At 38.1% G+C, this 23,758-nt stretch carries 24 protein-coding genes and 1 pseudogene; 18 read left to right on the forward strand and 7 right to left on the reverse strand.

The annotated features are described in order from the left end of the window. Nucleotides 1-244 precede the first annotated feature (244 nt). On the forward strand, nt 245-1,651 hold the full coding sequence (locus tag F7731_RS05990) for an alpha-amylase family glycosyl hydrolase (RefSeq protein ID WP_151533863.1): 1,407 nt from the start codon (nt 245-247) through the stop codon (nt 1,649-1,651). A gap of 130 nt (nt 1,652-1,781) precedes the next feature. Here F7731_RS05990 and F7731_RS05995 read toward each other — a convergent pair whose 3' ends face one another. After that, a complete protein-coding gene (locus F7731_RS05995) occupies nt 1,782-2,273 on the reverse strand; it encodes a YajQ family cyclic di-GMP-binding protein (protein WP_151533864.1) in 492 nt (163 codons plus the stop codon). Between the two features lie 180 nt (nt 2,274-2,453). Here F7731_RS05995 and F7731_RS06000 point away from each other — a divergent pair, with 180 nt between their 5' ends. After that, a complete protein-coding gene (locus tag F7731_RS06000; RefSeq protein ID WP_151533865.1) occupies nt 2,454-3,320 on the forward strand; it encodes a CvfB family protein in 867 nt (288 codons plus the stop codon). Nucleotides 3,321-3,548: 228 nt separating this feature from the next. Here the strand turns inward: F7731_RS06000 and F7731_RS06005 are convergent, their stop codons facing one another. Both F7731_RS06005 and F7731_RS06010 read right to left on the reverse strand, forming a co-directional pair. Then, nucleotides 3,549-3,680 (reverse strand): DUF3941 domain-containing protein, encoded by a 132-nt coding sequence (locus tag F7731_RS06005; RefSeq protein ID WP_009794054.1) that lies wholly within the window; start codon nt 3,678-3,680, stop codon nt 3,549-3,551. A 129-nt stretch (nt 3,681-3,809) separates the two neighbouring features. Further along, the gene (locus F7731_RS06010; protein ID WP_151533866.1) at nt 3,810-4,670 is read right to left on the reverse strand and encodes a DegV family protein; all 861 of its coding nucleotides are present in this window, start codon (nt 4,668-4,670) and stop codon (nt 3,810-3,812) included. 116 nt (nt 4,671-4,786) lie between these two features. Between F7731_RS06010 and F7731_RS06015 the strand changes: the two genes are divergently transcribed. Together F7731_RS06015 and F7731_RS06020 are read left to right on the forward strand one after the other, a co-directional pair. After that, nucleotides 4,787-5,617 (forward strand): YitT family protein, encoded by an 831-nt coding sequence (locus F7731_RS06015; protein WP_151533867.1) that lies wholly within the window; start codon nt 4,787-4,789, stop codon nt 5,615-5,617. Between the two features lie 20 nt (nt 5,618-5,637). Beyond that, a complete protein-coding gene (locus F7731_RS06020; protein WP_151533868.1) occupies nt 5,638-6,051 on the forward strand; it encodes a Gmad2 immunoglobulin-like domain-containing protein in 414 nt (137 codons plus the stop codon). A gap of 339 nt (nt 6,052-6,390) precedes the next feature. On the opposite strand, the gene F7731_RS06025 is transcribed toward F7731_RS06020, so the two are convergent. From F7731_RS06025 to F7731_RS06030, 3 genes are all read right to left on the reverse strand, one after another. Further along, complete coding sequence (locus F7731_RS06025; protein ID WP_151533869.1) at nt 6,391-6,576, reverse strand: DUF3813 domain-containing protein; 186 nt, start codon at nt 6,574-6,576, stop codon at nt 6,391-6,393. Between the two features lies 1 nt (nt 6,577). Next, entirely contained in the window at nt 6,578-6,730 is a 153-nt protein-coding gene (locus F7731_RS26360; RefSeq protein WP_170289641.1) for a hypothetical protein, read from the reverse strand. Nucleotides 6,731-6,838: 108 nt separating this feature from the next. Then, on the reverse strand, nt 6,839-7,654 hold the full coding sequence (locus tag F7731_RS06030; protein WP_151533870.1) for a Cof-type HAD-IIB family hydrolase: 816 nt from the start codon (nt 7,652-7,654) through the stop codon (nt 6,839-6,841). 436 nt (nt 7,655-8,090) lie between these two features. On the opposite strand from F7731_RS06030, the gene F7731_RS06035 reads away from it, so the two are divergent. The 5 genes and pseudogenes from F7731_RS06035 (at nt 8,091) to moaA (ending at nt 12,198) form a co-directional block, all read left to right on the forward strand. Beyond that, a complete protein-coding gene (locus F7731_RS06035) occupies nt 8,091-8,858 on the forward strand; it encodes an alpha/beta fold hydrolase (protein WP_151533871.1) in 768 nt (255 codons plus the stop codon). Between the two features lie 102 nt (nt 8,859-8,960). Further along, nucleotides 8,961-9,269 carry a metal-sulfur cluster assembly factor gene (locus F7731_RS06040; protein ID WP_151533872.1) on the forward strand — a complete coding sequence of 103 codons (309 nt, stop codon included), beginning with the start codon at nt 8,961-8,963 and terminating at the stop codon, nt 9,267-9,269. A gap of 12 nt (nt 9,270-9,281) precedes the next feature. Then, a complete protein-coding gene (locus F7731_RS06045; protein ID WP_151533873.1) occupies nt 9,282-9,620 on the forward strand; it encodes a DsrE family protein in 339 nt (112 codons plus the stop codon). 265 nt (nt 9,621-9,885) lie between these two features. After that, nucleotides 9,886-11,011: pseudogene (locus F7731_RS06050) on the forward strand (TIGR04053 family radical SAM/SPASM domain-containing protein). A 170-nt stretch (nt 11,012-11,181) separates the two neighbouring features. Next, entirely contained in the window at nt 11,182-12,198 is a 1,017-nt protein-coding gene (gene moaA, locus F7731_RS06055) for a GTP 3',8-cyclase MoaA (RefSeq protein ID WP_151533874.1), read from the forward strand. 114 nt (nt 12,199-12,312) lie between these two features. On the opposite strand, the gene ric is transcribed toward moaA, so the two are convergent. Then, nucleotides 12,313-13,008, reverse strand: coding sequence for an iron-sulfur cluster repair di-iron protein (ric, locus tag F7731_RS06060; RefSeq protein WP_151533875.1), 696 nt, complete (start codon nt 13,006-13,008; stop codon nt 12,313-12,315). 285 nt (nt 13,009-13,293) lie between these two features. Between ric and F7731_RS06065 the strand changes: the two genes are divergently transcribed. The 9 genes from F7731_RS06065 to clpB all read left to right on the forward strand — a co-directional run bounded on the left by F7731_RS06065 (nt 13,294) and on the right by clpB (nt 23,746). Then, on the forward strand, nt 13,294-14,559 hold the full coding sequence (locus tag F7731_RS06065) for a molybdopterin molybdotransferase MoeA (RefSeq protein ID WP_151533876.1): 1,266 nt from the start codon (nt 13,294-13,296) through the stop codon (nt 14,557-14,559). Next, nucleotides 14,553-15,083: a molybdopterin-guanine dinucleotide biosynthesis protein B gene (gene mobB, locus F7731_RS06070; RefSeq protein WP_151533877.1), complete on the forward strand. Its 531-nt coding sequence runs from the start codon at nt 14,553-14,555 to the stop codon at nt 15,081-15,083. The genes F7731_RS06065 and mobB overlap by 7 nt, the downstream gene beginning before the upstream one ends. A gap of 282 nt (nt 15,084-15,365) precedes the next feature. Next, entirely contained in the window at nt 15,366-16,397 is a 1,032-nt protein-coding gene (argC, locus tag F7731_RS06075; protein WP_151533878.1) for an N-acetyl-gamma-glutamyl-phosphate reductase, read from the forward strand. A gap of 13 nt (nt 16,398-16,410) precedes the next feature. Next, complete coding sequence (gene argJ / locus F7731_RS06080; protein ID WP_151533879.1) at nt 16,411-17,643, forward strand: bifunctional ornithine acetyltransferase/N-acetylglutamate synthase; 1,233 nt, start codon at nt 16,411-16,413, stop codon at nt 17,641-17,643. 13 nt (nt 17,644-17,656) lie between these two features. Further along, complete coding sequence (gene argB, locus F7731_RS06085) at nt 17,657-18,430, forward strand: acetylglutamate kinase (protein ID WP_151533880.1); 774 nt, start codon at nt 17,657-17,659, stop codon at nt 18,428-18,430. After that, nucleotides 18,427-19,584: an acetylornithine transaminase gene (argD, locus tag F7731_RS06090; protein WP_151533881.1), complete on the forward strand. Its 1,158-nt coding sequence runs from the start codon at nt 18,427-18,429 to the stop codon at nt 19,582-19,584. Before argB ends, argD begins: the two co-directional genes overlap by 4 nt. A gap of 139 nt (nt 19,585-19,723) precedes the next feature. Further along, the gene (gene argF, locus F7731_RS06095) at nt 19,724-20,677 is read left to right on the forward strand and encodes an ornithine carbamoyltransferase (protein ID WP_151534409.1); all 954 of its coding nucleotides are present in this window, start codon (nt 19,724-19,726) and stop codon (nt 20,675-20,677) included. A gap of 189 nt (nt 20,678-20,866) precedes the next feature. Further along, complete coding sequence (locus F7731_RS06100) at nt 20,867-21,046, forward strand: YjzC family protein (protein WP_151533882.1); 180 nt, start codon at nt 20,867-20,869, stop codon at nt 21,044-21,046. A 102-nt stretch (nt 21,047-21,148) separates the two neighbouring features. Then, nucleotides 21,149-23,746, forward strand: a complete 2,598-nt coding sequence (gene clpB, locus F7731_RS06105; RefSeq protein ID WP_151533883.1) for an ATP-dependent chaperone ClpB — start codon at nt 21,149-21,151, stop codon at nt 23,744-23,746. Nucleotides 23,747-23,758 lie beyond the last annotated feature (12 nt).

The following is a 23,758-nucleotide window of genomic DNA, read 5'->3' on the forward strand; positions in this document are numbered from 1 at the left end:
CCTTAACAATCTTTTTAGACATTTTTCTTGATTTTTATAACCTTAATCAAAGAAAACCGAATGTCCTTATGGCAAAAAAGTACCTCCTATAAAAAGGATATTCTCATAAGAAGTATTCTGATATGGATGAATACCTAATTTAGTATCTAAATCTAGGTGTTTTTTTTATTAAAAATTTGACGGAACAAGGGATAAAGGGCTAATCTAAAGAGGTTGTATATGTATAGGAGGGGGAGGAGCGGAAATGGTAAATAGAGTATGGGCTTTTATCTTAATTCCGTTGCTTCTTTTTTACGCTCATCCAGTAGGAGCAGTTGAAAAAGAAGATCGAAAATGGCAGGATGAATCCATTTATTATTTAATGGTGGATCGTTTTTATAATGGTGATTTTAAAAATGATTTTCATGTAAATGTGAAAGATCCGCAAAGCTTTCATGGCGGTGACTTTAAAGGGATTGTCGATAAGCTTGATTATATTAGTGATATGGGCTTTACGGCTATTTGGCTGACACCTATTTTTGATAATGAGGAAAAGGGCTATCACGGATATTGGGTGAAGGATTTTTATAATACAGAGGAGCATTTTGGTACAATTGATGAGTATAAAACACTTGTTGCTGAAGCTCATAATAGAAATATGAAAGTCATTTTGAGTTTCCCGATTAATCAGTACAATCATGAGGTGAATGATCATTTAATCGATGCCGCTAAATGGTGGATTAGTGAAACGAAAGTTGACGGATACTTTCTTGCTGAAGTCAATAGCGCTTCAAAAGACTTTTTAACTGATTTTGTTCAAGAAGTGAAGTCGGTAAAGAACGACTTTTATATTCTTGGAGAGGTCAGGTCAAATGATCCACATTTTATTACTGAATATGAGGATACAGGAATTGACGGGTTCATCGATTTCCCGCTAATGGAATCTTTAAGACCCGCATATGCTCAAGTGGATCAGAGTTTAAATGAGCTTATAACTCGTAAAGAGGAATTACTGTCTACATATAAAGATCCATATTTAATGGGAACATTAATGGATGATGATAAAATAGAGCGATTCACTCGTGATGTCATTACAAAAAATCAGCATCCGGGCCCGAGATGGAAGCTTGCATTCACATATTTATACACGACTCCAGGGATTCCGATAGTTTATTATGGAAGTGAAATAGCGTTAGATGGTGGTTTGGGACCAGACAGTCATAGGATGATGGATTTCAGAACGGATAAGGATCTTATTGACTATATGACGAAGCTCGGTGAATTACGGAATAGCTTGCCTAGTCTCACTAGGGGAGATGTAAAGGTGCTGGCAGAGGAAAATGGCGTCATTGCTTATAAACGGACTTATGAGGGTGAAACAACTGTTATTGTTATCAATAATAGTTCAGAATCACAAAGTATTACGATAAGTGCGAGTGAACTGGCAGATAATAAAGAGCTTCGCGGCCTCTTAACAAATGACCTAGTTAAGAGTAATGATCAGCAATATCAGCTTTTTATTGATAGAGAAGAAGCAGAAATTTATGTATTAGCACCGAAATCAGGGATCAATATTCCTTACGTTGCGGCTACGGTTATTGTTTGGAGCGCTTTTATTGGCTTCGTTATTGCACTTTGGAGAAGATCAAAGAGAAATAGACCGCAACCGTAAAGATAAAGCCAAAGGAAGTTATAGCTTCCTTTGGCTTTTGATTCGTCCAGCTCCACAAGGAACGCTTCGGCAGCATAATCATCGCACGAGTAAAAGCGTTATTGTTCCGAAGGCGCTTCCGCTTTTGATATTATCTATAATTTACAAACTGAACTTCTACAGATAAGTCAGCTTCTTTAACTGCAGAAATCACCTTTTGCAGATCATCACGGCTTTTGGCTGTTACGCGAATTTGGTCATCCTGTACTTGGCTTTTTACTTTCAGTCCGCTGTTTTTAATGAGCGTATTGATTTTTTTTGCATCCTCTTTATCGATTCCTTGAGCAATTTTCGCTCTTTGGCGCACTGTACCGCCTGAGGCACCTTCAATTTTTCCGTAATCAAGGTTTTTAATTGGAATGCCCCTTCTAATCATCTTACTAATTAAAACATCTTTAAGCTGACCAAGCTTATACTCATCGTCAGAAATGAGCACAAGCTCTTCTTTATCAAGTGAGGCATTGCTTTTGCTTCCTTTAAAGTCATAGCGTGTTTGAATTTCCTTCATTGCAATATTAATGGCATTCGTTACTTCAGAGAAGTCAACTTTGGATACAATATCAAATGAACTTTCTTTTGACATAATTTCCTCCTTCAGGTTCATTTCATTTCAAAAAGTGCTATTGGAAAGACACCTTTTTGAAAAGAAGTTTTACTTTACTCATAATTATAGTAAAATATAGCAGTCCAAACAACTTTAGGAGATATAAGTTCACTTTCGAATAGATGAGAAAATATTAAATTGAATATGGAGGCTTAATAAATGTCTATAAATAATCATATCGGCAGGACTGTACAGCTTACCGTTGAGAGATTAGCGGAATTTGGCTACTTTTTATCGGATGGCCAAGAGGATGTTTTATTGCATAAAAATGAAACAGATAAGGTGCTTGAAGAAGGTCAAGAAATTGAAGTTTTTCTATACACCGATTCTAAAGGAAGAATCGCAGCAACGACGATGCTCCCAGAGATCACAACAGAATCTTACGGTTGGGCAACTGTTAGTGATGTAAAGCAGGGGATTGGCGCTTTCTTAAATATTGGCATTAAAAAGGACATGCTGCTAGGGAAAGAAGATCTTCCAGTTCATCAGTCTGTTTGGCCAAAGGAAGGCGATTTGCTGTATATTACATTGCGGGTTAACCGGAATAATCGCATATATGTTAAAGTGGCCACCGACCCGATCATTGAACAAATGTCGGTGAAAGCGACAAGGCAGGATTTTAATAAAAATATTCACGGCCATATATACAGAACGGCTAAGGTCGGGAGCTGGATTTATACGGCGGAAGGATTTAAAGGGTTTATCCATGAATCTCAGCGGGAAATAGAACCACGTTTAGGCGAAAAAGTTGAAGGAAGAATTATTGATGTGAAAGAGGATGGAACGATTAATGTTTCATTAATACCGAGAAAGCAAGAAGCGCTTGATCAAGATTCGGAAAAAATCCTCTCTTATTTAATATCTCGCAATGGTGCAATGCCTTATAGCGATAAAAGCGCCCCAGATGATATTCAAGACCGCTTCCAGCTAAGCAAAGCTTCTTTCAAACGGGCACTCGGCCGATTGATGAAAGAAGGGAAAGTTAATCAAGAAGAAGGCTGGACATATTTGAAGGAAGAAAAATGAGCAAGCGACTGCTTGCTCATTTATTTTGTCTAGCTCCACAAGGAACACTTCGGCAGCATAATTATCGCACGAGTAAAAGCGTTAGCTTTTAGGAGGAGCGCCTTCCCCAGCTGTACAGGATGTACTAGTGTCGACAATGTTGGGGGAAAGCACAAATGAAAGCCTTTGTGAATAATCCTCGCGGAAACAATCGTCTTTTGATTGTTCCGAAGGCGCTTCCGCTTTTCGTTAGAGATGATCTGTTTTCTTAGAATATTGATGCTTGCCTGCTTTGCGATTTTTCTCGCGCATCATATTCTTTTCATGTCTTAGTGCATTATTATCCTGCGCTTTTTTATCATTATCAGATGTGTGGGGCATAATAAAATTACTCCTTTCCATATTTTGCAGCAATTAGACTTGCGACTTTATTGTCTGTAAAAATGAATAGGAGTATGCGTTTTAGAGATGGATGTTCAGAATGAAAACAATCGGCTATTCGCCGATTGCTTATGATATTAATTTATTTAAGAAAAAGATAGCAATCGTGCCTGAACCAGTGTGGGAGCCAATAGTAGCTCCAATTGAGGAAATATAAACATCTTTAACATGAAATTCTTTCTTAATTAAATCTTTCATTTCCAGAGCGGTTTCTTCATCATCCGCATGGCTAATCCCAATGATCTGGTTTTCAAAGTTTGCGCCTCTTTCTTGCATTATTTCAATGATTCGGCGAAGAAGCTTCTTTTTTCCGCGATGCTTTTCAATAGGGACAAGCTTCCCATTTTCAACATTTAATAGAGGTTTGATGTTTAACAATCCGCCTAAAAAAGCAGATGCTTTCGAAACACGACCACCTTTAGCTAAGTAATCTAAATCGTGAACAGTAAATAAATGCTCCATATGTTGGCAACGGAAATTTATATCTTCTAAAATCGCCTCTTTGGACGCATTTTCTTTCGCAAGCTTTGCAGCTTCCTGCACAATTAATCCGAAACCAAGGGATGCACATTTCGTGTCAACAATCGTTAAGTTAAAGTCAGGATATGTTTCTTTTACTTGTTCAAGCATCATAACGGCCGTTTGGTATGTACCAGATAATTCTGATGAGAAGGCAATATAAATACCGTCCTCATTGTTTTTAGCCATTTGCGTAAAGACTTCTTCAAAAGCTACAGGAGAAGCTTGCGATGTTTTTGGAACTTTTCCTTCGCGAATTGCTTGATAAACTGTTGCAGGATTTATCGTAACTAAATCTTCATATTCAGTATCATCTAAGTGGACTTTTAACGGAATTAACGTTATATTATTTTCTTTATAAAAACTTAAAGGTAAATCACATGCACTGTCGGTTAAAATTTTTACTGACATACATATTCACCCACTTTCCAAACTATATATATTTTTAGTTTATATAAATGAATGTGAAAAGACAATATAAATACCATTTTTGGGTAATAATTAATAAGTTAGATAGGAGATCATCTATGTATTGGTTAAAATTTAAAAAATTTATCGTTGTTTTAATTGGCGCTCTTCTCATGGCAATCGCCATGAACTTTTTCTTAATCCCGGCAAATGTTTATGCAAGCGGATTTGCAGGAGCTGCTCAACTTTTATCGAGTATTCTAGGTGGAAAGATATCAACAGGTGTTTTTCTCTTTATACTTAATATTCCTGTTGCGATTCTTGGATGGAAAAAAATCGGGAAGTCATTCACCCTCTATAGCATTATTAGTGTATTGTTAATGTCTTTCTTTTTAGAGGTTATTCCAATAACAAAATATTCAGATGATATATTATTAAACGCTGTATTTGGGGGAGTCCTTGTTGCTGTTGGTGTTGGGATTACCTTGAAATGGGGAGCTTCAACTGGAGGATTGGATATTATCGCGATGGTTTTGTCGCGAATGAGTGATAAACCGGTAGGCACATATTTTTTTGCGTTAAATGCTATCATAATTATTACGGCGGGTGCACTATTCGGCTGGGAAAAGGCACTTTATACAATCGTTGCACTGTACGCCACTTCAAAGTTAATTGATACGATTCATACAAGTCATGTGAAATTAACCGTCATGATTATCACGAAAAAATCGCATGAAATGAAAAAAGCGATTCACGAAAATCTAGTAAGAGGGATTACGATATTACCTGCAAAAGGGTCTTTTACAAACGAAGATAAAGAAATGCTGATGATTGTTATCACTCGTTATGAATTATTTGATCTGGAGAGAATAATTAAAAGCGTAGATTCAAATGCTTTTACTAATATTGTGGAAACAGTTGGTGTATTAGGATTTTTCCGTAAGGATTAAATGACCATTGGAGTGATAAAATGCTGCCATTAATATTTTCATGCTTATTTATGTTTTCTTCCTTTTCCTCAATGACTGGAGAGATCCTTCATTATTTAAATAGTGGGGAAGAGGCTACCTTAATAAATGAAACATTTCGAGTTATGCAAGTAAATGGTGAAAATGGGAAGTATGTCGTAACTGGAGAATCACGAACAAAAAATGGGCATTTTTATTATGTAGTGGAAGATGGACATAATGAACTCGTTTCCGAAAAACAAGTTCACACAAAGGCAGTATTTCCATCTTGGTCAACATTTAGATTAGAGGTTAATATTCCGGAAAGGGATCTGCCGGAAAATGGGGCTGTAATTTTATATTTATTTGAGCGAAATAAAGAGGGACAAATAATAAATGGTCTTCCCGTTAAGTTAGAAACAATCCAACAAAGCTGACACGGCCAGCTTGTTGGATTTTTTAATAAGAAATGTCTAGCTCCAGCGCCTCCCCCTGATGTACAGGAAGTACTAGTGTCGAGAATGCGACAGGACAAGGAAAGCTTCGACAGCGTAATTATCGCACGACCAAAAGAGAAGCTTTTGGGAGAACGTCGCGCTTTTGTCGACCTCGAGGTCACAAGCCAATCCTCCCAGAAAGGTAAAGCTCACCTTTCCGAGAGGCTCGTCTTGTGCTTGTCGGGGGTGAACACCAAGGAAAGCTTCTTCGAAAAATCATCGCAGGAACAATTTGTTTTTTAATTGTTCCGAAGGCGCTTGCGCTTTTCTTAATTGCAGTTAAGTTAATTGATCAAGCTCTGCCTGCATTTCAGCAAGCTGGGCCTGTTCCGCTCTTGTTGAATTGGCATAGGCGGAGCTTAATGCGTTTTGGGCTACCGCAACCGCGCTTGCCTGCTCAGAAGGGAATGCACTTTTAGCCGAATTTACAAATTGTCTCGCCTCTTGAAATAGTCTATTCCCCATTTTATGCTCCTCCAATGGATGAATTTTTGACATTCGCCATCTTCTCTGCTTCGGCCTCAGCATATGTTAAATGATAAGGGATACGTTCTGCATGCTTAGTAACGGAATCTACTCCTTGCTGAACAAAGCGTTTCGATTTATTACGTCTACCCATTCGAATCCCCTCCAATTATTCATGAAACAGCTGAACTGCTGCCTCGTTTGTTAGTATGCTCCAAAGAAACATTTTAAAAAGGGGAAGATTTTGGGCTTTAAGCAGGCTTCACAGTTTTAAATTCAATAATTCATTTAAATAAGTAGCCACTCCATCTTCTTCATTCGTTAGTGTCACATCTTTGGCAACATTTTTGACAAGGTCAATCCCGTTGCCCATAGCAATGCCGTAACCCGCGTATTCAAGCATTTCCAAATCATTATCTTCATCACCGAATGCGATAATTCTTTCAGGCGGAATTTGAAAATAGTCAGCCGCTTTTTTTAGCCCAACAGCTTTATTGAGCCCAGCTTTGACAATTTCAATTACATGAAACGGTGCAGCCCAGCTGCGGTGGTCAATCACTTCAGCATGGAGATTCGATAAATGATCACGGATCGATTGCACATGCTCCTGGTCGGTATGAATTAACAAGCTTGTCGGAGAGGCATGAAGAAAATTGCGCAAATCACCCGTCGTTACTTGTGGCTCGCCGAAGCCGAAAATTTCCAGTAGTTTTTTATCCTGGTAATGAAAGTATACGTCATCAATGACTTCTGCAATGATATTATGGAAATGGAAAGAACTACAAGTGTCGACAATCTCTTTTGCAATTTTTACTTCAAGTGGGGTATGGTATACTCCCCAATTTTTATTCTGTGGATGGTGAACAAATGCCCCGTTGAAATTGACGATTGGAGTATCAAGATTCATTTCTCTATAATAAATTTCGCTTGATCGAAAAGGTCTTCCGGTTGCAATCATGACAATATGCCCCTCTTCACGGGCTTTTTGTATCACTTTTTTCGTTTTTAGGGAGATTGTTTTATCATCTCTTAGTAAAGTTCCATCGAGATCTAATGCTATCAAATGTTGTTTGGCCATAATTACACCTTCTTTACAGTATTTTCTATATTTAGAGTAGCCGAAATGTAGAAGCGCCTTAATTAGGGGCGACAAGCATAAAGCAGGCTGGCGAGAAGGTTGTTCTTTAACCTTTTTGACAGACTGACTTATGACCTCCGATGTTACCATAGGAAGTGGTGCATTTAGTCGGCGAGCCCCTATGCGCCCCTCATAAAAGCTAACGCTTTTACTCGTGCGATGATGCTGATGGAAGCATTCCTTGTGGAACTAGACAAAACTTTGGGAAAATAAAAGTCCGCATGGTACACTAAAATGGTTCGTGCTTCCTTTTTTACACCGAAATTTTTTTACTATATACACTATGTTAACAAATATACATGAAATTTGTAAAAAACAAAGCCGTATCCCAATCATATCATAATATACTGATTCTCTTATACGAGGAGGCATTCATTTGATAACCGTCGAACATGCTAAAATAAATAAAATCCCTATTCTGCATGTAGTAAAGCAAAATTTACGGGTGAAAAAACTGCCATTTATTATTTTTCTACATGGATTTACAAGCAGAAAGGAATTTAATTTACACTATGCCTATTTACTGGCTGAAAAAGGATTCCGTGTCATTCTTCCTGATGCTCTCTATCATGGAGAGAGGGCTGCTTCCTTGACTGAAAAGCAATTAGATCTTCATTTTTGGGAAATTATCATTCAAACGATTAAAGAGCTAGATATATTAAAGCGCTTTTTTGAAGCGAAGAATTTAATTGATCCCGCCCGCATAGGTGTTGTCGGGACTTCAATGGGCGGAATCATTACATTTGGTGCTCTCACACAATATTCATGGATTAAAGTAGCTGTAAGCTTAATGGGTATGCCTTATTATGAACAGTTTGCAATAAATCAAATAAAAAACTTGAGATTAAGGGGAGTGTCTATTCCTCTATCTGAGAGCGAAAAGTCCCAATTATTAACTAAATTAAGAGAGTTTGATTTAAGTGTCCATCCAGAAAAACTAAGGAATAGGCCCATGCTATTTTGGCACGGAAAGAAGGATCCCGTTGTCCCTTATGCCCCTGACTATCAGTTTTATGAAACGATCAAGCCTTTATACCACGAGCATTCAGAAAGGCTAAAATTTATTAGCGATGAAAATGCCGGCCATAAGGTTAGTACAGACGGTGTCATACAAACAGTGAAATGGTTTGAATCCTTTTTGTAAATTAGAAAATTATTTATTCTTATGTGATGCCTATCATTCATATTCCGGGTAATCTTTGGTAAGATAGCAAGTAGAGAATTAGTGAAGGAGTGTTGATTTTACATGGATCAAGAATTAAAAGATAGTATCATGGGTGCACTGGAGCTTGTTGTTGACCCAGAATTAGGTGTAGATATTGTAAATCTTGGCTTAGTTTATGATGTGAAAATGGATGAGGATGGGAAGGCAACAGTAGACATGACGTTAACATCAATGGGCTGTCCGCTTGCAGGGACAATCGTTGAAAACGTCAAAAGTGCCCTTGCAGATATTCCAGAAGTAAAGGATACAGAAGTTAATATTGTTTGGAATCCGCCTTGGTCAAAGGATAAAATGTCACGTTACGCAAAAATTGCTTTAGGTATTCGTTAATGGTGAGCTGTGATGAAGAATAAAGTTATATTAGTGACTTCAGATCAGCTTGGCAAGGGGGATAAGGAGCTTGGGGAAGGTGTCCTTGAAACTTTTTTCACTTTATTAAAGCAGAGAGAGGACTTGCCTGCAGCGATTTTTTGTATGAACAGCGGGGTTTTTACTTTAACGGATGATTCTTTTGTGTCTGTTCATCTAAAGGAACTTGAAGATAAAGGTGTAGAAGTCATCGCTTGTAAAACATGTGTAGATTATTACGAAGTGGAAAACAAATTAGCAGCAGGCAAAATTAGCGGTATGCCAACCTTTATTGAGTTAGCATCAAAATATGAAGTGATTACGATTTCATAACGGCAAGGGCTTAAAGCTCTTGCTGTTTTATTTTGAACTTATCGCGGATTAACGGGCTGTAAGACTCCCACTATAAGAAGTAAAGAAAACAAAAATTCTGAATTGGGAGATCCAACAGCCCATAAAGGCTGAAGATTCACTTTATGTGAGATAACTCTCACTAAGTCCTTTCAATATTTCACTTATAATACGATTGCATAATCATTTTTAGGTTTCGAAGTATTTAAATGAAATGGAAAAGTGAATGAGAGAGGAAGGTTCAATCATGCCCTTTAGCCGCGATTTTCAAAAGGATCCTTTTATCGTCATTTGGGAGTTAACGAGAGCATGTCAATTAAAATGCTTGCATTGCCGGGCTGAAGCTCAATATAGAAGAGATCCGCGTGAACTATCATTTGAAGAAGGAAAAGCATTAATTGACCAAATATACGAAATGAATAATCCGATGCTCGTGTTTACAGGCGGCGATCCGCTCATGAGAGGGGATGTTTTTGATATTGCCAAATATGCCATTGAGAAGGGCATCCGTGTATCAATGACACCTAGTGCGACGCCAAATGTGACAAAAGCCGCGATTGAAAAGGCAAAGGAAGTGGGATTATCTCGCTGGGCTTTCAGTCTAGATGGCCCAACTGCAGAAATTCATGATTATTTTCGTGGCACGGCAGGCTCCTTTGATTTAACGATAGAAAGAATTAAGTATTTGCATGAATTAGAAATTCCAGTTCAAATAAACACTGTTATTTCACGGTATAATATTGAATATTTAGATGAAATGGCTAAGGTCGTTGAAGAATTAAAATGTGTTTTATGGAGTGTTTTTTTCCTAGTTCCTACCGGAAGAGGACAAACAAGCGATATGATTTCACCGGTTGAACATGAAAAGGTATTTAAATGGCTTTATGATTTAAGCAAAAAAGTTTTCTTTGACATTAAAACAACGGCTGCCCAACATTATCGCCGAGTCGTTATTCAACAAAAAATGAGAGAGGAAAAAACGCGAAACGGCGATATACAATATTTAGATGCTTTAACACAGCAAGGGCTAACAGGCTCAATTGATGGGCTAGGACGGGCGCCAAAAGGAGTTAATGAACGGAAATGGCTTTGTATTCATCTCCCACATTGGTGATGTCTATCCGAGCGGACTTCTTCCTGTCAAAGCTGGGAATGTCAGAGAGCAACCTCTAGCAGAAATTTACCGGGAATCACCGATTTTCAAAAATTTGAGAAATCCAGATAAATATAAGGGAAAATGTGGAGTATGTGAATTTAGAAATGTTTGCGGCGCTTCACGATCTCGCGCCTATGCTATGACAGGTGATTATATGGAAAGCGAACCGTTTTGCGTTTATATTCCGAAAGCATTACGGAAGAAAACAACTTCATAATTGGAATTCCTATTTAGAAGGGTGGCTCATAGGAATAAATATACTAGTATAGATGTATATAACATATACTATTAAGTAACATCGTTAAGTCCTAAAGATAGAAAAACAATCCTATTAAGAAGTGTGCTACAATATGTGAAAGGAATCAATCTCGGTTAGGAGTTGATCGGATGGGAAAAACAATGATTAAAGATCAATTGAATCGGCCGTTAAGAGATTTACGGATATCTGTTATTGATCGCTGTAATTTTCGCTGCACCTATTGTATGCCCGCTGATATTTTTGGTCCAGATTTTGCTTTTCTTCCAAAAAGTGAGCTATTAACATATGAGGAAATCGAATTGCTTGCAAGAATATTCGTTGACCTAGGAGTCGAGAAAATTCGTTTAACAGGAGGCGAGCCGTTACTTCGCAAAGATTTGCCTATTCTTGTTAAAAATCTTTCTGCAATAGAAGGTTTAAACGACATCGCTTTAACGACTAACGGTGTTTTGTTGCCAAAGCTTGCAGGCGAGTTGAAAGAAGCAGGGCTATTACGGGTCAATATTAGTTTAGATTCGTTAAATGATGAGCTGTTTGGCAAAATAAATGGTCGAAATGTTAAAGTTCAAACTGTTCTAAATGGGATTAAAGCAGCCCAACAAGCAGAGCTTTTTGTGAAAATTAATATGGTAGTGAAAAAAGGATTAAATGAATCGGAAATTGTTCCAATGGCAAAGTTTTGCAAAGAACAAGGATTGCAGCTTCGGTTTATTGAATATATGGATGTTGGCAGTACAAACGGTTGGAAAATGGATGATGTCATTACGAAGAAAGAGATTTATGAAATTCTGAAAGAACATTATTTATTAGAGCCTGTCGATCCAGATTATTTCGGTGAGGTTGCAAAGCGTTATCGCTATAAAGGAACGCAAACCGATGTTGGCTTTATCCCGTCAGTTTCAGAATCCTTTTGCTCAAGCTGTACACGTGCGAGATTATCGGCAAATGGGCAAATCTTCACCTGTCTTTTTAATGGCAATGGCCATGATATGAAAGAACTTATGAGAAATGGTGCTTCAGAAGAGGAAATAAGACAACGCATTATCGATATTTGGAGCGGAAGAAAGGATCGTTATTCCGATGAACGGACAGAGGAAACGGCAAGATATCGGAAAAAAATAGAAATGTCTTATATTGGAGGATAAAAGGCCCTTGTCTAGATCGAACTAGTCAGGGGTTTTTCTATGGAATTGGCAGTAAAAGAAAATCGGCCTTTAAGCCGATTTCCTCCTGTTCATTTTAATATTTTATTATCATTCTTAAAAATATCTCGCGAATAATATATTGTTTTCTAAATGAACATGCATAAAAGTTTGTTCTTCGAGCATTTCAAGGCGTTTGTAAACAAGAGTATACGTTCCGCAAGCGTCAAGTGGGAGCTCATAATCAGAGGTTACTTCACGAAGAGACCGTAAAAGTTCCCCAACATGATCATGCTCCTTCTCAAGCTCTTGAATATAGCTAATCATCTCATTGCGGTTTTCCGTAGTAGGGTTTTCTAATTTTTCTAGCATCGGAAATACTATTTCTTCTTCCTTAGCTGAATGTTCAATCATTTTTTTCTTAAACTCATAAAAGAGCTCATATACCTTTAATAACTCAGGATGATGATCACCGTGAACTTTTGCCACCTTAGTCACATATGGGCTGAGCTGTGCTAACTCTTCTAATAACGGGCGATGATAATGAAGTTTTATATGATTGATGATTTCTTCAGAAGAACTATCAGTCCAGACTTCCATATTGTCTTTTTGATTTTCTTCATTTAAATAAACCTCATTTAATTCCGCCATTAATTGTTTTATATTAACAGATAGCTCGGTAGCTGCAGTAATTAATGGTGTATGTCCCCCACAGCAAAAATCTAAACGGTAACGTTTAAATACATCACTTGTTTTCGGCTGTTCATTCACAATATCTTTGACTAATGTTGTTTCAGAAAAAGGCATACTCATTTCGAAATCCTCCTTATAGTTAAACTTCATTTCGTATTAAGCATAAAGGATATTTCTTTTTTAATAGGTGACCTTTATCACACTTACTGCTATTTTTAAAAATTTCTATATAGAGGCTTCATAGGGGGCACTTTGAAGAGAAATCTAAGCTAAACTATCCGTTATCCCTCATTTAACGGTTAATATTTTTCACCCTTGCAAAATAGTGTGAGCTTTATAATGTTGAATCAGTTTCGATACATCTATAATATAAAGATAGAGTAGTCCCTAGAGGAGCTGATAATGATGGTAGAGAGAAGAAATCCCATTCCCGTTGCGGAGGCTGTCCAACGGGTCATGAAGTATCAAAAAAATGGCCAGACCGAATATGTCTCAATAAATGAAAGCTTTGGGAGATATCTTGCAGAGCATATAACGGCAACGAACGATGTACCTCACTTTGATCGGTCACCATATGATGGATTTGCTGTCAGAGCTGTTGATACGAAAGAAGCATCACAGGAAAATTCGGTTGAATTTGAAGTGGTTGACCATATTGGAGCAGGAATGGTTTCAAAGGAGAAGGTAGGAGCATTCCAGGCAGTGAGAATTATGACAGGTGCACAAATGCCTGCACAATGTGATGCAGTTATTATGCTTGAGTTAACGAAAGGATATGAGAAAAACGGAAAAACCTATATGTCTATTAAACGCCCATTTAACTCAGGTGATAATATTTCCTTTCGGGGAGAGGATGCCAAAGAAGGGGATATTCTCATTAAAAAAGGAATGAAGATTAATCCCGGAATACAAGCAATCCTTGCGACCTTTGGCTATGCAAAGGTGCCAGTAGCTAAAAAACCGCTCATTGGTCTCTATGCGACAGGTACTGAGCTATTAGATGTAGATGACCCATTAGAGCCGGGTAAAATAAGAAATAGTAATTCATATATGATTGCTGCCCAAATAGAACGGGCAGGGGCGGATGTAAAGTATTTCGGTAAACTCCCCGATGAATTTGAAACTTGCTATGAAGCGGTTAAATCGGCATTGGATCAAGTCGATATGCTTATCACAACAGGCGGAGTTTCGGTGGGCGATTATGATTATCTTCCCGCTATTTATGACAAAATGAACGCGGAGGTACTATTTAATAAAGTGGCAATGAGACCAGGAAGTGTAACTACCGTTGCCCAAGCAAACGGGAAGCTTTTATTTGGGTTATCTGGAAATCCATCAGCATGTTATGTCGGATTTGAGCTATTTACAAGACCAATTATTAGAAAAATGCTTTTTGCCGAAAAGCTGCATCTCCGAAAAGAAAGAGCGATTCTGACAGTCGACTTTTTAAAGGCTAATCCTTTTACCCGCTTTGTTAGAAGTACATTAACAGTGCAAGATGGGAAGCTAATGATCTCACCGAGCGGCGTAGATAAATCGAATATTGTCATGAGTCTTGCAGGAGCAAATGCTTTTATGATTTTGCCAGGCGGGACAAGAAGCTTTCTAACTGGCAGTGAAGTAGATGTATTGCTGCTTGAAGACTTTACTGGAAGCGAGTGGCCATGGTAAGTGCTCCATTCGTGTTTCAAGTAGCTGGGTATCAAAACAGCGGAAAAACAACATTTGTCAATAAAATCATAACTCGTCTTTCTGAACAAAAGTTCAGAGCTGCTACAATTAAGCATCATGGGCATGGGGGAAAGCCAGAGTTAAATGAAATGAAGGATTCTAGTCAGCATATTTCCTCAGGAGCATTCGCTTCAATTGTCGAAGGGGATGGAAGACTGATACTTCATGCTGAACAAACAGAGTGGACAGTTGATGAGCAAATTTCAATCCTAAGCCACTTTGATCTTGACTTAATTATAATAGAAGGACATAAGAAGGCTTATTATCCTAAAGTAATTATTTTAAAAGAACTTGAAGACGAAAAACTATTAACTCTAACCAATATTCAAGCAGTATTATATTGGAATAAAGAAGTAAAAGAATTAGAAAGTAGCTATCCGTCGGTTCCCTTTTTTGCTATTCAGGATATTGAAGGGGAAGAATGGATCATGGATTATTTAGTCAAAAAGGTATACAAAAATTAATCTTACAACCGTCAAAATTTGGCGGTTCTTTTTGTTTTATTGTGATATATTGCACTTAAATTATTAGATTGAAGCATTATCGTAATGTCTATTCAATTTATTTAGATACCAACAAAAAACGCTGAGTAAGCGTTTTTTTGTTGGGGAAAAAAATAAAAATAAAAAACTTTTACTAAAACTGTTGCTTTTATTTTCTTAACTTTCTATAATAAGAGAAATTAAAACTCATAAATATAAATAAAAATGTTTAAATATACAATTTGAAAAGTGAAAGGAGAAGCTATGAACGTTTCAATTATTGGGACTACTGGCTACGGAGGAGCGGAATTACTTCGCATTCTACATAGACATCCTGAATTTAATATACAATCTATCCACTCAACGAAAGAGGATCTCCCTATTTGGATGGAATATCCTCATCTCTATGAAATTATCGATGATCATTTGCAAAGCATTGATCCCGCTAAAATAGCTAAACAATCAGATATTGTATTTCTCGCTACTCCGTCCGGAATTTCCGGAAAATTGGCCTCTGAATTTGCGAGTGAAAATATTAAGGTCATCGATTTGTCTGGTGATTTGCGCTTACCTGCTGAGACGTATCAGCAATGGTATAAAAATGAGCCTGTTCATCCAGCTATTAGTGAGAAGGCTGTTTATGGATTATCCGAATGGCATAAGGAAGAAATCAAATCAGCTAATCTAATTGCCAATCCCGGCTGTTATCCGACAGCTGCTTTATTAAGCTTAGCGCCAGTTGTGCAAGAAAACTTAATTGATCCGAATAGTATTATTATTGATGCGAAGTCAGGTGTTTCAGGAGCAGGAAGATCTTTAAATCGAACGACGAGCTTCTCGGAAGCGAATGAAAACTTCAGAGCGTATAAAGTGAATGAACATCAGCATATACCTGAAATTGAAAAACAGCTTTTACGATGGAATGAGGAAATCCATCCAATTACGTTTACTACACATTTATTGCCAATCTCAAGAGGGATTATGACAACAAGCTATGTACAGTTAAAAGAAGCTTATCAAACTAGCCAATTACTAGATTTATATAAAGAAACTTATAAAGACAATTCATTCATCCGAATTCGTCCGGAAAATAATTATCCATCTGTTAAAGAAGTAGCCGGTTCTAATTATTGCGATATTGGTCTTCATGCTGATACAAGAACAGGGCGGCTAACGATCATCTCTTGTATTGATAACTTAATGAAAGGTGCTGCTGGGCAGGCCATTCAAAATGCGAATATTATGTGCGGATTGAATGAAACAACAGGACTGGATTTTATTCCGCTCTATCCATAAGGAGGAAGAAAAAATGCAAGTTACGTCACAAACAATTTCGATCAAGGAAATCGCAGGGGGAAGTGTCATTTCTCCAAAGGGGTTTAAAGCTGACGGGGTACATGCTGGTTTAAGATATTCGAAAAAAGATTTAGGAATTATTATTAGTGATCTTCCTGCGAATTGTGCAGCAGTTTATACGACAAGTCATTTCCAAGCTGCACCATTAAAAGTAACGAAAGATAGCATAGCAATGGAGCAAAAAATTCAAGCAATGATTGTAAACAGTGCCTGTGCAAACGCATGTACTGGAGAAAAAGGATTAAACGACGCATTTCAAATGCGAAAATGGACAGCTGAGAAATTCGGATTAGCGGAACATCTAGTTGCTGTTGCTTCAACTGGGGTGATTGGAGAGTTCTTGCCAATGGAAAAGATTGAACAAGGAATCCAGAAGCTGCACCCAGAATGTGATCCACTTCATTCTGACGCATTTCAAACAGCCATATTAACAACAGATATCGTCATGAAGCATTGCTGCTACTCGGCAATTATAGATGGAGTAACAGTCTCGATGGGCGGAGCGGCTAAAGGCTCTGGAATGATCAATCCAAATATGGCGACAATGCTAGGATTTATTACTACTGATGCAAACATTGACAGCACTCATCTCCAAGCGGCATTAGGGCAAGTGACAGATACCAGCTTTAATCAAATTACTGTTGATGGAGATACATCAACCAATGATATGGTCTTATGTTTGGCAAATGGATTGAGTGGCAATAAGCAACTTACACCAAATCATCTAGATTGGGAAGTGTTTGTCGAATTGCTTTCGAAAACTTGTGAAAGTCTTGCAAGGCAAATTGCCAAAGATGGGGAAGGTGCAACGAAATTAATTGAAGTGAATGTACAGGGAGCAGAATGTGATCTTGATGCCAGAAAGATTGCAAAGCAAATTGTAGGTTCAAATTTAGTAAAAACAGCCGTTTATGGCGAGGATGCAAACTGGGGAAGAATTATCGGTGCCATTGGCCAAGCGGACGCCCATGTGAATCCATATACCGTTGATATTGCTATCGGACCAATCGTGATGCTTAAGAATAGTGAGCCACAACCTTTTTCAGAAGAAGATGCGAGCGAATATTTACGCAATCCTAACATTCAAATTTACGTTGATCTTCATCAAGGAAACGGAACAGGGAAAGCATGGGGCTGTGACTTAAGCTATGATTACGTAAAAATTAATGCGAGCTATCGTTCGTAAGGGGAAAGAGCATATGAAAACAATTGTTATTAAATGCGGCGGCAGTGTGATGGATAAACTGACTCCTTCCTTTTTTGCTAGTGTAAAGGAATTAGAAAAACAAGGCTATCAATTCGTATTCGTTCATGGTGGCGGACCTGATATTAATAAAATGCTTGATTTATTTCATGTCCCTCATGAATTTGAACAAGGGCTTCGCAAGACGACTGCCCAAGCGATGGAAATTGTAGAAATGGTTTTATCGGGGCAAACAAATAGAAAATTAGTTGCTTTAATGCATAAAAATGGCTTAAAGGCCATTGGCTTAAATGGTAGTGACGGTGAGGTTTTGCAAGGAGAATTTCTTGATCAGGAGAAACTAGGCTTTGTTGGTGAAATAGCAGATGTGAATGTAGCAGTAATCAATATGCTTTTACAGGAGCATAATATTCCTGCCATTACACCGATTGCGATCACAAAGGATGGCACCAAACTGAATATTAATGCTGACTTTGCAGCAGCAGCTGTTGCCAACGCGCTGAATGCTGACCATTGTATCTTTGTTACAGATGTAGACGGTATTATGATTGATGGGAAGTTATTACCACAAACAGATGCAATGGAAATTGAGAAATATATTGAAGACGGCAAAATAACGGGCGGTATGATACCAAAAGTGAAATCCGCTGTAGCAACGATTGAAAAAGGACTTCAAAGTGTCATGATCGTTTCTGGCTTAAAAAGCTTTTTAAAAGGAAAAGAATGGATTGGTACAGAAATCACTGCAAAAGAGAGGATATTAAAATGAGTTACTTATTTCCAACATATGCCCGTTGGGAAGTTGAGCCCGATATGGCTGAGGGAAGTTACATCTTTGGAAAAGACGGCAAAAAATATTTGGACTTTACATCGGGAATTGGTGTGTGTAATCTAGGTCATCGGCCGACAGTTGTGCAAAAAGCGATCGCTAACCAGCTTGATCGTTTCTGGCATGTATCGAATTTATTTATACAAGGCGAGCAAGAAAAAGCTGCAGAGTTATTAGCAAAAGGTGCACGTATGGATTTGGTGTTTTTTGCAAATAGCGGTGCGGAAGCAAATGAAGCGGCTATCAAGCTTGCAAGAAAAGCAACTGGGCGAAAAAAAATAATTACGTTTACGAATTCATTTCATGGGCGTACGTTTGCCACGATGTCAGCAACTGGCCAAGATAAGATTAAAACAGGATTTGGACCCATGCTGGAAACTTTTATTTACTTGCCCTTTAATGATTTACAAGCCTTAAAACAGTCTATTGATGAGGATACTGCAGCTGTAATGCTAGAGATTGTTCAAGGTGAGGGCGGGATTCATGTTGGTACGGATGAATTTTTACACGGTGTTCAACAATTATGCAAAGAATATGAGGCTCTTTTTATAATAGATGAAATTCAAACGGGGATTGGACGGACGGGCAAGCCATTTGCTTTTCAGCATTTTCATCTGTCTCCAGACATCGTTACCTCTGCAAAGGGCTTAGGGAATGGCTTACCGATTGGGGCTGTCATTGGAAAGAAAGAATTAGAGCGAGTGTTTGGTCCTGGGAGCCATGGATCTACATTTGGGGGAAATCCACTTTCTATTGCTGCAGCAATAGCAACAATGGAAACAATTTTTCATGAGGAATTTTGTCAAGAGGTTGAAAGCATTAGTCAATATTTTCTGGAAAAATTAACAACTTCTTTACAAGTTTTTACCGAGGTAAAAGAAATAAGGAATCTAGGTCTTATGGTTGGAATTGAAACATCTATCGACTTGCCGATGCTATTAAAGGAACTTAGAGAAAATGACTTGCTAGCATTACCAGCAGGGACTAATGTATTAAGGCTATTGCCGCCTTTAACTGTGACAAAAGCTGAATTGAACAAAGCCATAAATATATTACAAACAGTCATTGGAAAATTTTCAAAAGCAGTCGTATAGACTGATTATTTTTTGAAACGCATGCATAAAAATTAATTATATTTAATAATTATGCAGATGTAGAATGAAAAACTATTGCTTGAGAAATATACTTTGTCGAATTATGGATAAATATTGAAAAGGAGTGATTGAATTGGCTATCTCAATTCAAACTGTCGATAGTAAGCTTAATATTAAAGGAAATGATTTTCTCACTTTAGCTGATTTTTCCCCAGAGGTTATTAACGGATTACTATTAAAAGCAAAAAAATTGAAAAATGCTGCTTTACTTGGCGAACATATAAACCCCCTTCAGGGGAAAATATTAGGAATGATCTTTGAAAAATCATCAACACGTACAAGAGTTTCCTTTGAAGCGGGTATGATCCAGCTTGGTGGGCAAGCATTGTATTTAAATAGTCAAGATTTGCAATTAGGAAGAGGAGAATCGATCGCTGATACTGCGAAAGTTTTATCACACTATGTAGATGCCATAATGATTCGAACTTTTTCACACGAAACAATAGAAGAGCTAGCCCATCATGCGACTATCCCAGTTATTAATGGACTAACAGATTTGTTCCATCCTTGCCAAGCGTTAGCTGATCTTTTGACTTTACAAGAAACGAAAGGAGAATTAGCTGGATTAAAACTTACTTACGTTGGGGATGGGAATAATGTTGCACATTCACTAATGATTGGTGCATCCAAGCTAGGTGTTGATTTTACCATTGCTGCGCCAGTTGGATATGAGCCAAATGCTGAAGTAGTGAAAATGGCAAAAGAATTTGCAGCTATGAGCGGTTCTAAAGTGGTGATAACAAATAATCCGTTTGAGGCAGTTCAAGGTGCTGACGCGATTTATACAGATGTCTGGACGAGTATGGGTCAAGAGACGGAAAATGAAAAAAGACTTCATGATTTTTTTGATTTCCAAGTAAATGGGAAATTAGTTGAAAACGCAAAGAATGATTTTACATTCCTACATTGTTTGCCAGCTCATAGAGGAGAAGAGGTAACAGGAGAAGTTATCGATGGGCCAAATTCCGCTGTTTTCCAACAAGCAGGAAACCGCCTTCATGTTCAAAAAGCATTACTTTCCGAAATTTTATAAATTTGCACAGTTTAGATTTCTGCTTAAAAGGCCTTCTCACATGGGATGGTCTTTTTTATTGTCTAGCTTTAGCACCTCCTTTCAAGGCGATTCCACTTTTTTATTTGGCGTGGAAAAAGATTCCTTCATGATGATTTTTTCCGCAGGAAATAATAATACTGATTCAATAATGAAGGAGGGCTATGAGTAATGGGGCAAAATCGCCAATTTAGAGCAGGGCAAAAGGCACCGAATAATGGGGTGTATATTGAAATTGGGGAGACAGGGAGTACTGTAAATAATCCACAAGTGCTTAAACTTAGAGCGGGAGATAAATTTCCAGAGAACTCTAACCATAATCGCGTGTGGACTTATCAGCGAAAACCGTAAGATAAAAGTCAGAATTTCACTAGGCCATCCAATTGTGGATGGCTTTACATATGCTATAATATTGTAAAAGGTCAAAGAAGGTCAAAAAAAGGAGGGGTCATTTTGGATCTTAATAAAATGACGGAACGGATGCAAGATGGATTAATCCAAGCGCAAAATATGGCGATAAAAGCTCAGCATCAAGAAGTAGATGATGCTCATTTGTTACTCTCCCTTCTAGAACAAGAAAATAGCTTAATTTCGTCGATTTTAAAAAAGCTTCAAGTACCGATTGATGCATTTAAGAATCATCTAAAGCAAGTTTTAAAGAAAAAGCCCCAAATTTCGGGAACTGGTGCTGAACAGGGGAAACTATATATTACACCCAATCTTCAGCGCACTCTTGCTGAAGCGGATGAAATTATGCAAACATTTAATGATGAATATCTTTCAGTCGAACATGTGCTATTAGCAATTACTTCGTCACGATCTGAGACGGCGGAGGCTTTGAAAAAGGAAGGAATCGATCGACAAAGGCTCGAACAGGCCATTAAAGAAATAAGGGGGAATCAAAGAGTGACATCGCAAAATCCAGAAGCAACTTATGAAGCATTAAAAAAATACGGGAGAGATTTAGTTGCAGAGGTAAAGGCAGGTAAAATGGATCCTGTTATCGGAAGAGATAGTGAAATTAGAAATGTCATTCGCATTCTCTCACGAAAAACTAAAAATAACCCAGTGTTAATAGGTGAGCCCGGAGTAGGAAAAACAGCAATTGTTGAAGGGTTGGCACAAAGGATTGTCCGAAAGGATGTACCTGAAGGCTTAAAGGATAAAACCATTTTCTCTCTTGATATGAGTGCCCTAATTGCAGGAGCAAAATTCAGAGGAGAGTTTGAGGAACGGCTGAAGGCTGTCTTAAATGAAGTAAAAAAGAGTGAGGGCAAAATTCTCCTTTTCATCGATGAGATTCATACGATCGTCGGAGCTGGAAAAACGGATGGCGCGATGGATGCAGGAAATATGCTAAAACCAATGCTTGCTAGAGGAGAATTACATTGTATTGGTGCAACAACCCTTGATGAGCACCGCAAATATATTGAAAAAGATCCAGCATTAGAAAGACGCTTCCAACAAGTCCTTGTTCAAGAGCCTAATGTAGAGGATTCCATTTCTATTCTTAGAGGATTGAAAGAAAGATATGAGATTCATCATGGAGTCAATATTCATGACAGAGCTCTAGTCGCAGCGGTAACTTTATCAGACAGGTATATTACTGATCGCTTTCTGCCCGACAAAGCCATAGATTTAGTTGATGAGGCATGTGCGATGATCCGGACAGAAATTGATTCCATGCCATCAGAACTGGATGAAGTGACAAGAAGAGTAATGCAGCTTGAAATTGAGGAAGCAGCATTACGAAAGGAAAATGATGAAGCAAGTAAGGCAAGATTGATTCTTTTACAAAAGGAATTGGCTGAACATAAGGAAAAAGCTGATGAAATGAAGGCTAAATGGCAAAATGAAAAGCAGAGCATCCAAAAGGTACAAGAAAAAAGAGAGCAGCTAGAAAAAATGCGCCGCGAGCTAGAGAAGGCGGAAAATGAATATGACTTAAATAAAGCGGCAGAGCTCCGCCATGGTCGAATTCCAGCCCTAGAAAAAGAATTAAAGCAGCTTGAAGAGGAAGTAAGCAAGACAGAAGGGGATCGTTTATTAAGAGAAGAGGTAACAGAAGAAGAAATAGCTGATATCGTTGCCAGATGGACGGGTATTCCTGTTGCTAAGCTCGTTGAAGGAGAACGTGAAAAGCTTTTGCGACTTGAAGGGATTCTTCATGAAAGGGTTATTGGACAGAATGAAGCAGTTGAGCTTGTATCTGATGCCGTACTTCGTGCTCGAGCCGGCATTAAAGACCCTAATCGTCCAATCGGCTCCTTTATCTTTCTTGGTCCAACAGGTGTCGGAAAAACGGAGCTGGCAAAAGCATTAGCTGCCAGTTTGTTTGATAGTGAGGAACATATCATTCGCATTGATATGTCAGAATATATGGAGAAGCATGCTGTTTCTCGATTAATCGGTGCTCCTCCTGGCTATGTAGGCTATGAGGAAGGGGGACAATTGACAGAAGCGGTCCGAAGACAGCCTTACTCCGTGATCCTACTGGATGAAATAGAAAAAGCCCATCCCGAAGTGTTTAATATTCTCTTGCAGATGCTTGATGACGGAAGGATAACGGACTCCCAAGGAAAAGCCGTTGATTTTAAAAATACAGTCATCATTATGACATCTAATATAGGCTCTCAATACTTGCTTGAACGTGTTAGCGAAGAAGAGAATATAAATGAAGGAACTAGAAATAAGGTGATGAGCCATTTAAGAGGTCATTTCCGTCCGGAGTTTTTAAATAGGGTTGATGAAATTATTCTTTTTAAGCCTCTCGCTTTAAAAGAAATAAAGGAGATTGTTTCAAAACTGATTAAACAGCTACAAGAAAGAGTATCTGATCAGCATATTCATTTAACTATTTCCGAGGAAGCGCGAGTCTATTTAGCTGAAAACGGGTTTGATCCTGTCTATGGAGCAAGACCGTTAAAGCGGTTCATCCAAAGAAAGATAGAAACCGTGTTGGCACGCAAAATCATCGCTGGGGAAATTAAAGATTTTAGCGAAGTGAATATTTCAATCGAAAACAATGAAATACAATTAAACATCAAATAAAAAAAGATTGAC

It is taken from the genome of Cytobacillus depressus (assembly GCF_008923245.1).
GTDB lineage: Bacteria > Bacillota > Bacilli > Bacillales > Cytobacillaceae > Cytobacillus > Cytobacillus depressus.